General features: G+C 75.5%; 13 protein-coding genes and 2 pseudogenes. 10 read left to right on the top strand and 5 right to left on the bottom strand.

The window, feature by feature from the left end:
- Positions 1–2: 2 nt before the first annotated feature.
- From ABZ659_RS20985 to ABZ659_RS20970, 4 genes are read right to left on the bottom strand one after another with little or no spacing between them, the layout of a single operon-like run.
- Entirely contained in the window at positions 3–428 is a 426-nt protein-coding gene (locus ABZ659_RS20985; RefSeq protein WP_360222006.1) for an ATP synthase subunit C, read from the bottom strand.
- Positions 425–1864: a V-type ATPase 116kDa subunit family protein gene (locus tag ABZ659_RS20980; protein ID WP_360222003.1), complete on the bottom strand. Its 1440-nt coding sequence runs from the start codon at positions 1862–1864 to the stop codon at positions 425–427. Before ABZ659_RS20980 ends, ABZ659_RS20985 begins: the two co-directional genes overlap by 4 nt.
- A complete protein-coding gene (locus ABZ659_RS20975; protein WP_360222000.1) occupies positions 1848–2774 on the bottom strand; it encodes a hypothetical protein in 927 nt (308 codons plus the stop codon). Before ABZ659_RS20975 ends, ABZ659_RS20980 begins: the two co-directional genes overlap by 17 nt.
- A complete protein-coding gene (locus tag ABZ659_RS20970) occupies positions 2747–3241 on the bottom strand; it encodes a hypothetical protein (protein WP_360221997.1) in 495 nt (164 codons plus the stop codon). The genes ABZ659_RS20975 and ABZ659_RS20970 overlap by 28 nt, the downstream gene beginning before the upstream one ends.
- A 183-nt stretch (positions 3242–3424) precedes the next feature.
- On the opposite strand from ABZ659_RS20970, the gene ABZ659_RS20965 reads away from it, so the two are divergent.
- From ABZ659_RS20965 to ABZ659_RS20950, 4 genes and pseudogenes are all read left to right on the top strand, one after another.
- Positions 3425–4291 (top strand): CBS domain-containing protein, encoded by an 867-nt coding sequence (locus tag ABZ659_RS20965; RefSeq protein WP_360221994.1) that lies wholly within the window; start codon positions 3425–3427, stop codon positions 4289–4291.
- A gap of 236 nt (positions 4292–4527) precedes the next feature.
- Positions 4528–4689, top strand: a pseudogene (locus ABZ659_RS20960) (TrkA family potassium uptake protein); the annotation flags it as partial.
- A pseudogene (locus ABZ659_RS20955) lies at positions 4686–4952 on the top strand (NAD-binding protein); the annotation flags it as partial. The pseudogenes ABZ659_RS20960 and ABZ659_RS20955, both read left to right, overlap by 4 nt.
- 181 nt (positions 4953–5133) lie before the next feature.
- Positions 5134–5343 carry a TrkA C-terminal domain-containing protein gene (locus ABZ659_RS20950; RefSeq protein WP_360221991.1) on the top strand — a complete coding sequence of 70 codons (210 nt, stop codon included), beginning with the start codon at positions 5134–5136 and terminating at the stop codon, positions 5341–5343.
- Positions 5344–5347: 4 nt separating this feature from the next.
- Here the strand turns inward: ABZ659_RS20950 and ABZ659_RS20945 are convergent, their stop codons facing one another.
- On the bottom strand, positions 5348–6046 hold the full coding sequence (locus tag ABZ659_RS20945) for a DUF2202 domain-containing protein (protein ID WP_360221988.1): 699 nt from the start codon (positions 6044–6046) through the stop codon (positions 5348–5350).
- Positions 6047–6200: 154 nt separating this feature from the next.
- Between ABZ659_RS20945 and ABZ659_RS20940 the strand changes: the two genes are divergently transcribed.
- The 6 genes from ABZ659_RS20940 to ABZ659_RS20915 all read left to right on the top strand — a co-directional run bounded on the left by ABZ659_RS20940 (position 6201) and on the right by ABZ659_RS20915 (position 11528).
- Positions 6201–6896 carry a response regulator transcription factor gene (locus tag ABZ659_RS20940; protein ID WP_360221985.1) on the top strand — a complete coding sequence of 232 codons (696 nt, stop codon included), beginning with the start codon at positions 6201–6203 and terminating at the stop codon, positions 6894–6896.
- A complete protein-coding gene (locus tag ABZ659_RS20935; RefSeq protein ID WP_360221982.1) occupies positions 6886–8319 on the top strand; it encodes a HAMP domain-containing sensor histidine kinase in 1434 nt (477 codons plus the stop codon). The genes ABZ659_RS20940 and ABZ659_RS20935 overlap by 11 nt, the downstream gene beginning before the upstream one ends.
- A gap of 155 nt (positions 8320–8474) precedes the next feature.
- A complete protein-coding gene (locus ABZ659_RS20930) occupies positions 8475–8927 on the top strand; it encodes an OsmC family protein (protein WP_360221979.1) in 453 nt (150 codons plus the stop codon).
- Positions 8924–10618: an aminotransferase class V-fold PLP-dependent enzyme gene (locus ABZ659_RS20925; RefSeq protein WP_360221976.1), complete on the top strand. Its 1695-nt coding sequence runs from the start codon at positions 8924–8926 to the stop codon at positions 10616–10618. The genes ABZ659_RS20930 and ABZ659_RS20925 overlap by 4 nt, the downstream gene beginning before the upstream one ends.
- A gap of 56 nt (positions 10619–10674) precedes the next feature.
- Entirely contained in the window at positions 10675–11031 is a 357-nt protein-coding gene (locus ABZ659_RS20920) for a thioredoxin domain-containing protein (protein ID WP_360221973.1), read from the top strand.
- 92 nt (positions 11032–11123) lie between these two features.
- Positions 11124–11528, top strand: coding sequence for a DUF302 domain-containing protein (locus ABZ659_RS20915; protein ID WP_360221970.1), 405 nt, complete (start codon positions 11124–11126; stop codon positions 11526–11528).
- Positions 11529–11530: the final 2 nt, after the last annotated feature.

Genomic DNA, 11530 nt, shown 5'->3' with positions numbered 1-11530 from the left:
GGTCAGGCCTTTCCGATCAGGATGACGGCGACGACCAGGCCGTAGATGGCGATGCCCTCGGCGAGGCCGACGATGACCATGGCCCGGCCGAACAACTCGGGCCGTTCGCTCAGCGCCGCCAGGGCCGCGGCTCCCGTGTAGGCGACGGCGATCGCCGCGCCGATCGAGGCGCCCGCGACCGCGATGGCGGCTCCGATGAGGGCCGCAGAGCCGGAGCCGGAGCCCTGTGCGGCCACGGTCGTGGCCGTGTCCGCCTGCGCGGAACCGCCGCTCAGCGCGACCAGCAGGAGCGCCAGCGCTCCCGCGAACAGTGCCGCGTCCACCGCGAGGATCGACCGCAGGGCGGCCTTGCCGCGGTGCCGCAGCAGTCGGCGCGTGGCGGCGAAGGCCGCGACCAGCACCGGCAGTGCGATCAGCCAGGCAGTCATGTTGTCACCTCCGTGTTCCGTGATGTGAGCGCGTCCGCGGTCTCCGGCTGCGTGGGGACGTGCCAGGGGCGGAACGGCCGGCCCTCGGCGTCGAAGACACGGGAGAACAGCTCGTAGAACTCCAGTCGCAGGGCCTGTACGCCGGCCACCAGCGCCTCCAGGGCGAAGGCCAGCGCGTTGCCGAGGGCGAAGAGGAGGACCGCGCCGACGACCGCCGCGGGCCCGGATCCGGCCAGGGCCGTGGTGCCCTGCCAGACGATGGCGCCCAGTGCGGCGTGGGTCAGTCCGAACGCGGCGAGGCGGGTGAAGGAGACGGTGTTCGAGCCGATCCGGACGACCACGTCGAAGAGCTGGACCCCGGTCTGCAGGACGCCCGAGGCGCCGCCTCCCGACGCCGTGAACAGCCCGGTGCCGGCCAGCCCCAGCCCGGCGAGGGCGAGCAGCGAACCGCTCACCGCGAGGGCCGGCGTGCGCAGGGCGATGCCGCCCGCGAGCACCGCGAAGCCGAGGAAGACCGTCGCCCCGGCGATGCCGGACGACGCGTACAACGCCCGGCCCGGGCCGCCCTCCCGCCAGCGGTTGACGATGCCCGCCGCGTAGGCCAGGGCCAGCAGGACCGCGCCCAGGGCGACCGCGCCGCCGAGCAACCGCACGGGGTCGTCCAGGGGGGCCAGCCACAGGACCGGCAGCACCCCCGTGGGGCCGAAGAACTCGCCGTAGGCGACTCCGGCCAGCACGCTCGTCACGCCCGCCCCGGCCAGGAAGGGCCACAGGGGGCGCAGGGACGTCCAGCGGCGCGGACGGCCGGAGCGCAACAGCAGCGCTCCGAGGAGCAGGAGGGCGCCGTGGCCGGCGTCGCCGAACATCATGCCGAACATGACGACGTAGGCGAGGCCGGCGGGCACGGTGGGGTCCACGTCGGTGTACGGGACGGTCCCGTAGGTCCGGACGAGCGGCACCAGGGAGCGCCGTACCGTCCCGGTGTCGTACAACCGGGTCGGCGGGTCGACTCCGCGCGGTGCCGGCAGCGGCACCACGGCGCCTCCGACGTCCGCCAGTCGGCCGCCGAGCCGTGCCACGTCGGCCGCGGGGCACCATCCGGCCAGCGCGGCCACCCGGTCGTGCCGTACCGCGGCGTCCCGGTACGCCTCCAGCTGCGCCTCGCCGGCCAGCAGGTCGGCCCGGCCCTCCCGCTGGAGCGCGTCGAGGTCGGGCGGTACGGGGGAGAGCAGGGCCCGGACCGGACCGGCGCCGAGCGACTGGAGCCGCCGGGCGGCCGGTCCCGGCGCGCCGTGTCCGGTGCCGTCCGGGCGGTCCAGTTCGACGCGGCCGGAGTCGGCGACGCGTACCAGGGCGTCCCTCAGGGCGTCGCGCGGGGCGACCACGGCCACCCGCTGCATACGCGCCGGGGTCAGGGAGTCAGCCCACGAGTTCATCGAAGGCCTCCCGCGCCCGTCCGCCGAACGCGGCGCACTCCAGACCGGCGCGGATCCGCCACGCGTCGACGCCCAGTACCGCGACGGCGCCCACGACGGGCGACACGTCGAAGCGTGCCGCGCCCAGCATCGACAGGGCGTCCCGCTCGACCGCCTGCCACCAGCGGGCCTCCGCGCGCCACAGCTCCGTCGGCCGTTCGACTCCCGCCAGCGCCCAGCGGGCCGTCGACGGCAGCCGGGCACGGAAGTCACCGAAGGTCAGGGCCTGCACGGCGGCCGTGCCGAGCAGCCGGGTGGCGTCCCGCGTGGCGGGCCCGGTCAGGGGGCGGCCCGTCAGGTGGACCTCGCGGGCCACCAGCAGCGCGGCCTCGCCCGCCGCCCAGCGGGCGGCGGGCGGCACGCTCGCCGCGGTGCGGGCGGCCGCCGACAGGCGCATCCCGGTGATCACCGCCGCCGGGGTGTCGGCCCCGGGATCGCCCCACGGCGAGGAGGCCAGCACGGCCCGCACCGCGGCCGGGGAAGTGGTCCGGGACAGGCGGGGCCAGGCGGTCGACAGCGCGCCCAGCCGGTAGGGCGGGGGCTGCGGCGGGCCGGACAGGGCCCGCAGCCGGCTGCGGGTGTTCGCGATCTCGAAACCCGACGCGAGCAGACGTACGGCGGTGGCGCCGGGCCGGGGCTGCCAACCGGCGAGCACCCGCAACTGCCACACCAGGGCGTCAGAGACCGCCCGCTGCGCCTCGGCGGCCCCGGCCGCCACGTCGAGTCCACGCCGGTAAGGAGTGTCCGCCAGCGCGCGCAGGGCGTCGGAGAGGCCGGGCCCGGCTGCCAGGCGGTGTGCCGTGTCGGGCCCGGCGTGCCCGGCGGCCATGGCCCTGGCCCGGGTCACTCCCGCGACCCATCCCGCGCCCATGGCGCCTCCTGACGTGCTCCGGGCGGTGGCGTGCCCGCCAGAGCGGTGAGCTCGTCGGCCACCTGGGCCACCAGGCGCGCGGCCAGGGCCGGAGTGCGCTGCCGGGCCCGCTCCCGCAGCTCCTGCACGGCGCGTCGTGCCGCGACGTCCTCGCGGGCGGCCTCGGTGACGGCCTCGTCCCCGAGCCGCGCCGCCGTCTCACGCCGGACCTCGAGGGCACGGGCCCGCGCCGCCCGCATGGTCCGGTCGGCCCGTTCCGCCGCGGCACGACGGCGCTCCGCGGCCTCGCGGACGGCGGCGGCACGGATCGCCGCGGCTTCGCGGGCGGTGTCGTCCAGCAGGGTGAGCGGGGGCTGCAGTTCGGCCGTCAGCTCGGCGGACCGGTCGGCGGGAACGGCCCCGCCGACCGCCGGGCCAGGCGAACCGGCTGGACGGAAGCGCGCGAGGAACTCGCGAAACCCAGGCATGGAGTCCTCCCGGATCGGTTCCGGTGCTCACTGCGACCTCACTCCACGCTACCGAGGCCGCCTCGGACCCCGCAGGGGTCCTTCGACCTGAGGAAGGGGCCGGGCGGCCCTGTCCCGCCCGGCGGGGCGGGGGGATCATCACGATAGGAGCCATGCGTCCGCAACGCTTCGTGGGAGGTTGCCATGGACGACCGAGAGGCTCAGGAAGCCGGCAGGGCGTCGGAGGAGGCACGTCACGCGGTGCCGAGCTACGCCCCCCAACCCGCCGAGGAGTTCCGCCAGGACCTGATGGTGCGCTACCTCCAGGCCATGACCTCCAGCTCGGCGACGGCGGCGACCGCCGAGCCCGACACCGGACACGTCGCCGCCAGCACACCCGCGCCCGCCGCCGCGCGGGCCACCACCCCCGCGGACCTCCAGGTACGCCATGTCATGCGGCGAGCGGTCACCGCAGTCACCGCCGACACGCCCTTCCTGGACATCGCCCGGATGCTGGCCCGCCGCCGGATCGGAGCCGCGCCCGTGGTGGACGACTCCCAACGCGTCATCGGGGTGATCGCGGAGTCCGACCTCCTCGCCCGGGCGGCTTCCCTCGCCTCCTCGGGCGAGCGTCCCGGACCGTTCGCCAAGCTGCTCGGCCGCCGACAGCCCGCCGCGGAGTCGGGCGGCACGGCGGCCACGCTGATGTCGGCACCGGCGCTCACGGTCCACCCCTGGACCCCGGTCGTCGACGCGGCGCGCACGGCCGCCCGTTCCCGGGTCCGGCAGATCTTCGTGACCGACCCGCGGGGCGGCCTCGTCGGCGTCGTCAGCCGCAACGACCTGCTGCACGCCCTCGTCCGGGACGACGCGGCGATCCGCGAGGAGGTCGTCGGCCACGTCCTCCGGGACGAGCTGGGCCTCCCGCCCGGGAGCGTGGACGTGCGGGTGCTGAACGGCACCGTCACGCTCACCGGGAGACTGGACTCGGAACTGGTTCCACGGCTGACCGAGGCGGTGGCGGGGATCGCCGACGTGGTCGAGGTCGTGGACCGCCTCACCGTCGTCTGAGCCCCTCGGGCGAACCAGGCGGCCCCGGGCGGCCTCGTCTCCCGGAGCGGAGGACGGAGCGCGGGGCGTCCCGGGGCCTGGAGGTCCCATGGCAGGTCACCACGGGGCGGGCACTCCGCCCTCCCCCGCCCGACCGGCGGCGGCCGCGGCCTCGCCCCTCGGGGATCCGGACCCGCGGGTGCGGCGGCTGCGCCGGGTTCGGCATCGCCCTGATGGCCGCCATGGGCGACCTGGAGGTCGACGGCGAGATCCGGATCGTCGAGGTGACCCGCGGCGGCCGGTCGTTCCTGCCCACCCGCCACACGCCCGCCGAGACGGGCGACCTCGTCACCTTCGCCGTCGCCGCCGACGCACTCAGCCGACTGCGCGGCTTCCTGGACAAGGAGCTGGACACATGAGGGTCATCGTCGCCGGTGCCGGACGCCTGGGCACCCAGATCGCCCATGTCCTGGGCGCCGCCCGCAGCCAGGTCACGCTCGTCGACCGGGACGAGGACCGTATCGCCGCGCTCACCGGCCACGTCCCCGCCGACCTGTGTGTCGGCGACGCCTGCGAACCAGGTGTCCTGGAGGACGCGGGCGCGCACGCCGCCGACCTCGTCGTCGCCACCACCGGCGAGGACGAGGACAACCTGGTCGTCAGCCTCCTCGCCAAACGCCAGTTCGGGGTCGCCCGGGTCATCGCCCGGGTCAACGACGACGAGAACGCCTGGCTGTTCACCTCCCCACTGGGGCGTCGACACCGCCGTACCGGCCGCGGCGCCCCTCGTCTCCCTCATCGAGGAGGCGACGAGCGCCACCGACACCGTCGCGCTGCTGCGCCTGAGCAAGGCGGGTGTGAACGTGATCGAGACGACCATCACCCCCCAGTCACGCGCCGCCGGCCGCACCCTCACGGAACTCGCGGTCCCCCCGGGCATCGTGGTCACCACCGTCGTCCGCGACGGGAACCCCGTGCCCCCGGTACCGGACCTGGAGCTGCGGGAGGGCGACGAACTCCTCGTCGTGTCCCACACGGCCACGGAGGGCGAGGTCCACGCCGTCTTCCAGTGACGTCCTACTCGTCGGCGAGCCAGTGCCCGAACGCCGTCAGATGCCGTTCCGAGGCGGCGAGCAGGTGGGTGTACACCTGGCGCGTGTCCGGGGCGGTGAGTCCGGACAGCGCCTTGGTCAGCGCGGCGACGTCGTCCGTCTCGACCGTGCGGCCCGCCTCCAGGGCCCCGGACAGGCTCTCCGTGCCCTGCTCCAGGAGCCGGTCGTAGGTGGCCTGGACGGCGGGGTCGGTGAACTCACCGGCCGCTTGGCGGGCGGTCGGGTCCGCGACGTCGTACCGGTCCAACAGGGTGCGTACGGCGGTCAGGTGCCGCGTCTCGGCCCGCGCGACGTGCGCGAAGACACGCGCGTCGTGGCGTTCGGCGAGCGCCGCGTAGAGGGCGTGGGCGAGTCTCTCCTCCTCGGCCGTGTTCGCCAGCGTGGTCTTCCGCGCGGCCGTCAGCGTGCCCCGGGCGGCGGTGACCGCTCCGCCGCACGTCCCGTCGTGCCGCCGGACACCGCCCGTGCCGTCCATGCCGTCCATGCCGTCGCCGTGGTGGTGTCCCGGGTGCTGAGCACCCGTCAGCCCGCTCCCGGCCAGGGTCCGCGCGGCCACCGGCGCCGCGCCGCCCGTACCCGCGGACACCGGGCCGGCGGCCAGCACTCCGCCGAGGGCGAGGGCGCCCGCGGTGACCAACGTCGCGATCTTGGTGTTGCGCTTCATGACGGACCTCCTCCGTTCCCCGCACCACCCACCGTCGTCCCGGGCCCTGCAGGCACCGTGCGGTGTGTGTGGAGACCGGATGGAGACGACCGGCCGGGGGTCCGGGCTGTTCGGCCCCTCCCCGGGGCGGGCGCGCCCCGGGTAGACGTGGGACATGGTCACCACGGTGCTCGTCGTGGAGGACGAGAGGGAGATCCGCGAGCTGCTGCGCCGCTACCTGGAGCGCGCGGGTTACGGCGTGCTGACGACCGGTTCGGGTGCCGAGGCGGTCCGGCTGCTCGGTGAACCCGGGATCGCCTTGGCGGTGCTGGACCTCGGCCTGCCGGACGTGGACGGGGACGAGGTGCTGCGCGAGGCCCGTGAGCGCGGGCGGGTGCCGGTGGTGGTGCTGACCGCGCGGACGACCGTCGAGGACCGCATCCACGGGCTGCGGCTCGGCGCCGACGACTACGTGACCAAGCCGTTCAGCCCCACCGAGGTGGTGCTGCGGGTGGGCGCGGTGCTGCACCGGGCGGGGGGTGCGCCGACGGGGGCGGCGCGGACCGTGTCGTACGGCGGTGGACGGCTGCGCGTCGACGAGGCCCGGCACGAGGCGACGCTGGACGGGACGCTGTTGGAGCTGACGCCGACCGAGTGGGGTCTGCTGACGGCGCTGGCCTCGGTGCCGGGGCGGGTGTACTCGCGCTACGAGTTGGTCAACCGGGTGCGCGGCTACGAGTTCGCCGGGTACGAGCGGACGGTCGACTCGCATGTGAAGAACCTGCGGCGCAAGCTCGGGCCGGACGGTGCCGGCGTCGTGGTGACCGTGCTGGGGGTGGGTTACCGGCTGGGGTGGTCCCGTGACCCGTGAGCCGCGTCGGGCGCGCCCCGGTGTTCGGCCGTCCGGTGGGCTCGGCCCGCTCGGGCGACGGCTGTTCGCCGCGTTCGCCGTGGTGGCGCTGGCGTCCGTGGCCCTGCTGACCGCCGCGGCGCTCGTCGGCGCCGACCGCGGGGTCAGCAGCGCCCACCGGGCCGACCGGCAGCGCACCGCCTCCCGGGTGGCCGCGGCCACCGCCGACGCCTACCGTGCCGCGGGCGGCTGGTCGACCGCCGACCTGTCGGCCGCGCGGTCCCTCGCCGCCGGGGCGGGGGCCGTGCTCACCGTGAGCGACGCGGACGGCGGGATGATGTCCGGTGGCTCCGGCTCCGGGTCGGCGGACGACCACGGCATGTCCGGTCCGGGGCGCGGGCACCGGGGAGGGGACGCGGGGTCGGGGCCCGGCGCGAGCGCTCCGGTAGTGGTCGACGGCGGCACGGTCGGCTCCGTACGCCTCGTCTTCCCGCCCGGCTCCGAGTCGGCGGGCCGGTCCGCCGCCTGGGGCTGGGTGGCCGCCGCGGCGGTCGGCGCGCTGGCCCTGGCGCTGGTCGTGAGCTGGTTCGTCACCCGGCGTCTGACGGCCCCCGTGGTCCGGGTCGCGTCGACCGCCCGTGCGCTGGCCGCCGGGGACCGGGACGCGCGGGCCCGCGTCGACGCGCCCGGTGAGCTGGGTGACCTCGCCCGAGCCTTCGACGCCATGGCCGACGACGTCGGCCACGCCGAGCGGGCCCGCCACCGGCTCGCCGCGGACGTCGCCCACGAGTTGCGCACGCCGCTGACCTCGTTGCGGGCGGGGCTGGAGGAGCTGCGCGACGGCTACGCCGAACCGGCGCCGGACCGCCTGGCCGCCCTGCACGACCAGGCGCTGCGGCTGGGCCGCGTCGTCGACGACCTCGGCGAACTCGCGGACGCCGAGTCGGCCCGGCTGTCCCTGCGCCTGGCGGAGGTGGACCTGACCGCCCTGGCCGGTGCCGCCGTCGCCGCCCGGGAGGCCGAGCTGCGCGCCGCCGGACTGACCGTACGCACCGTGCCCGGCCCCGCTCCCCTGCCGGTCCGCGCCGACGCCGACCGGCTGCACCAGGTGCTCGGCAACCTGCTCAGCAACACCGCCCGCCACTGCCGTCCCGGCGACAGCGTCACCGTCACGACGTCCGCCACGCCCTCGGAGGCGCGCGTGGAGGTGGCGGACACCGGTCCCGGCATTCCCGCCGACGAACTGCCGCACGTCTTCGACCGCCTGTGGCGCGGGGCCCGCGCCCGCGCCGGGAGCGGCATCGGCCTCGCCGTGGTCAGGGAGCTGGTCACCGCCCACGGCGGCACGGTCACCGCGACCCGTGGACCGGACGGCGGCACCCGGATGACGGTCCGGCTGCCGAGGGCGGCGGCACCGACGCCACACGCGGCACGAACACCCTGATGAAATACCCTCCAGGGTATGCCAACGTCGCAGGCGGGCGCGGGGGCCGAACGGCCCCCCGCGCACCCCGTCGGCCCCTCGCCCCGCCCCGCGCGCGGTGGTCGACTGGAAGACGGAACACCGGAGCAGTCGACACCAGTGAGAAGGGCCCGGCCATGACCGGCAGCACACCCCAGACCCTCGACCCGCACCGCGACGAGCCCGCGGAGGCGCACCGCCTGGAGGTCGTCCACGTACGCGGCGACGCCTACACCGTGGACGTCCGCGAACACCGCCTCCAGGTCGACCAGCCCCTGGGAGCGGGCGGCACGGACACCGCGCCCACCCCCACCGAGCTGTTCGCGGCCTCCCTGGCCACCTGCGTGGCGTTCTACGCGGGCCGCTTCCTCCACCGGCACGGCCTGCCCCGCGCCGGCCTGCGCGTCCGCACGGAGTTCACCCTGTCCACCGACCGCCCGGCGCGCGTCACCGCCCTGCGCCTCGTGGTCGTCCCGCCGCCGGAGCTGCCCGAGCAGCGGCGCGCGGCCCTGCTGGCCGTGGCCTCGCGCTGCACGGTCCACAACACCCTCCACCAGCCGCCCGACGTCGACATCGAGCTGGAGCCGTGAGGGTGCCCCCGGAGCCGGTCGTACGGACCCTGCTGGAGCGCGTCCGGGGCGGCCTCATCGGCGACGACGAGGTGGTGGACGGGCCGTACGGGCCGAAGCGGCTCGTCTACGCCGACTACACCGCGTCCGGACGGTCCCTCGACTTCATCGAGGACTTCGTCCGCGAGCAGGTCCTGCCGCGGTACGGGAACACCCACACGGAGAGCTCCAGCACCGGGGCGCAGACGACCCGGCTGCGCGAGGACGCCCGCCGCGTCATCCGCGACGCGGTCGGCGGCACCGAGGACGACCTGGTGATCTTCTGCGGCGCCGGGGCCACCGCCGCGGTCAACAAACTCGTCGGCGTCCTGGGGCTGCGCGGCCCGGACCACCTCCCTCCCGACGAGCGGCCGGTGGTGTTCGTGGGCCCCTACGAGCACCACTCCAACGAGCTGCCGTGGCGCGAGTCGGTCGCCGACGTCGTGGTCGTCGACGAGGACGCCGACGGCCACATCGACCTCGCCGCGCTCGAAGCGGGGCTACGGCGGCACACCGGCCGTCCGCTGCTGATCGGCAGCTTCTCGGCCGCCTCCAACGTCACCGGCATCCTCACCGACACCGACCGCGTCGCACGCCTGCTGCACGCGTACGGCGCCCTGTCCTTCTGGGACTACGCGGCCGCCGCCCCGTACGTCCCGATCCGGATGGCCGGGAGCGCGCCGGGCGCCGGGGACCACAAGGACGCGCTGTTCCTCTCCCCGCACAAGTTCGTCGGCGGCCCGCAGACGCCGGGGGTACTCGCCGTACGGCGGGAACTGGTGCGCAACCGGGTGCCCACGGCTCCCGGCGGCGGCACCGTCGCCTTCGTCGACCCGCGCGGCCACCGCTACCTCGACGACCCGGTCGCGCGCGAGGAGGGCGGCACCCCGGCCATCGTCGAGTCCATTCGGGCCGGACTGGTCTTCGCCCTCAAGCAGGCCGTCGGCACCGACACCATCCAGGCCGCCGAGGAGCGCCACTGGCGCCGCGCGCTCGCCCGCTGGGACCGCAACCCCCGTATCGAGGTCCTCGGCAACCACCACGCCCGTCGCCTGTCGATCGTCTCCTTCCGGATCCGCCACGGCGAGCACGCGCATCTTCACCACAACTTCGTCGTCGCCCTGCTCAACGACCTGTTCGGCATCCAGGCGCGCGGCGGCTGCTCCTGCGCGGGTCCCTACGGGCACCGGCTGCTCGCCATCGACACCCGCACCTCCCACGCCCTGCGCGACGAGGTCACCCGAGGCTGCGACGGCATCAAGCCCGGCTGGGTCCGCGTCAACTTCAACTACTTCATCAGCGACACCGTCCGCGACTACCTCATCGACGCGGTCGACCTGGTCGCCGCGCGGGGGCACCGGCTGCTGCCCGACTACCGCTTCGACCCGCACACCGGACAGTGGCGCCATCACGGCGGCCCCGTCGACCCTCCCCTGCGCCTGACCGACGTACGCTTCGGCGCCGACGGACGGCTCACCGCCGGGGGCGGGCCCCACCGCCGGCTGGGCGAGGAGGCGCTGGCCGGTCAGCTCGCCCGGGCCCGCGAGACGCTGGCCGCCCGCCGCGAGCGGCTCGACGACGGCCCGACCGGACTGCCCGCCGACTTCGAGCACATGCGCTGGTTCCCGCTGCCACCCGTCTGCGTGGAACAGATCCACCCCGGCCCCGGTTGAAGCGAGCAGACGCAAATACCCCCGCGCGGGTATCCATCAGGGAACGGAGAGGACCCATGCCGACCGTGGAACTGACCAAGGACAACTTCGACGAGGTCGTCACCGGATCCGAGATCCTGCTGATCGACTTCTGGGCCGCCTGGTGCGGACCGTGCCGGATGTTCGGCCCCGTCTACGAGAAGGCCGCCGCGCGCCACCCGGACATCGTCTTCGGCAAGGTCGACACCGAGGCGCAGCCCGAACTCGCCGGGGCCTTCCGGATCTCCTCCATCCCCACCCTGATGGCCGTCCGCGACCGGACCGTCCTGTACGCGCAGCCGGGCGCGCTGCCCCCGCAGGCGCTGGAGGATCTCATCGGGAGGATCCGCGCCGTCGACATGGACGACGTACGCGGGAAGGCGGAGGCAAGCTGACACCTGGGGTGCCCGCGCCGCCGGAGGACTCCAAGAGGCCGGGCCGGACACCCACCCCCCGCACATGCAACCGACCGAGAAAGGCCCCCGCCATGCGCTACGACCGCACAGTGCACCTCGACAGCGACTTCGCCACCGCCCTCGCCCGCACCCGCGACGCCCTCGCCGCCCAGGGCTTCGGCATCCTCACCGAGATCGACGTCACCGCCACCCTCAAGGCCAAGCTCGACCGCGACATGGAGGACTACGTCATCCTCGGCGCCTGCAACCCGCCCCTGGCCCACCGCGCCCTGGAGACCGACCGCTCCATCGGTCTGCTGCTCCCCTGCAACGTGGTCGTCCGCCGCGACGGCGACCGCACCGCCGTACAGGCCCTCGACCCGAACACGATGGTCGCCCTCACCGAGATCGACGCCCTGCGCCCGGTCGCCGAGGAGGCCACCCGCCGCCTGGACGCCGCCCTGGCCTCCCTCACCGCGCGCGGGCCGGAAGGCTGAGC

Origin of the sequence: Streptomyces sp. NPDC006997 (assembly GCF_040635175.1) — a bacterium.
Taxonomy (GTDB): Bacteria; Actinomycetota; Actinomycetes; order Streptomycetales; family Streptomycetaceae; genus Streptomyces.
Note: the sequence above shows the minus strand (reverse complement) of the source record. Positions and strands in the feature narration are given on the sequence as shown.

Coding starts and splice junctions, on each gene's coding strand:
- ABZ659_RS20985 (WP_360222006.1), bottom strand. CDS start 428: ATGACTGCCTGGCTGATCGCACTGCCGGTGCTGGTCGCGGCCTTCGCC.
- ABZ659_RS20980 (WP_360222003.1), bottom strand. CDS start 1,864: ATGAACTCGTGGGCTGACTCCCTGACCCCGGCGCGTATGCAGCGGGTG.
- ABZ659_RS20975 (WP_360222000.1), bottom strand. CDS start 2,774: ATGGGCGCGGGATGGGTCGCGGGAGTGACCCGGGCCAGGGCCATGGCC.
- ABZ659_RS20970 (WP_360221997.1), bottom strand. CDS start 3,241: ATGCCTGGGTTTCGCGAGTTCCTCGCGCGCTTCCGTCCAGCCGGTTCG.
- ABZ659_RS20965 (WP_360221994.1), top strand. CDS start 3,425: ATGGACGACCGAGAGGCTCAGGAAGCCGGCAGGGCGTCGGAGGAGGCA.
- ABZ659_RS20945 (WP_360221988.1), bottom strand. CDS start 6,046: ATGAAGCGCAACACCAAGATCGCGACGTTGGTCACCGCGGGCGCCCTC.
- ABZ659_RS20940 (WP_360221985.1), top strand. CDS start 6,201: ATGGTCACCACGGTGCTCGTCGTGGAGGACGAGAGGGAGATCCGCGAG.
- ABZ659_RS20930 (WP_360221979.1), top strand. CDS start 8,475: ATGACCGGCAGCACACCCCAGACCCTCGACCCGCACCGCGACGAGCCC.
- ABZ659_RS20920 (WP_360221973.1), top strand. CDS start 10,675: ATGCCGACCGTGGAACTGACCAAGGACAACTTCGACGAGGTCGTCACC.
- ABZ659_RS20915 (WP_360221970.1), top strand. CDS start 11,124: ATGCGCTACGACCGCACAGTGCACCTCGACAGCGACTTCGCCACCGCC.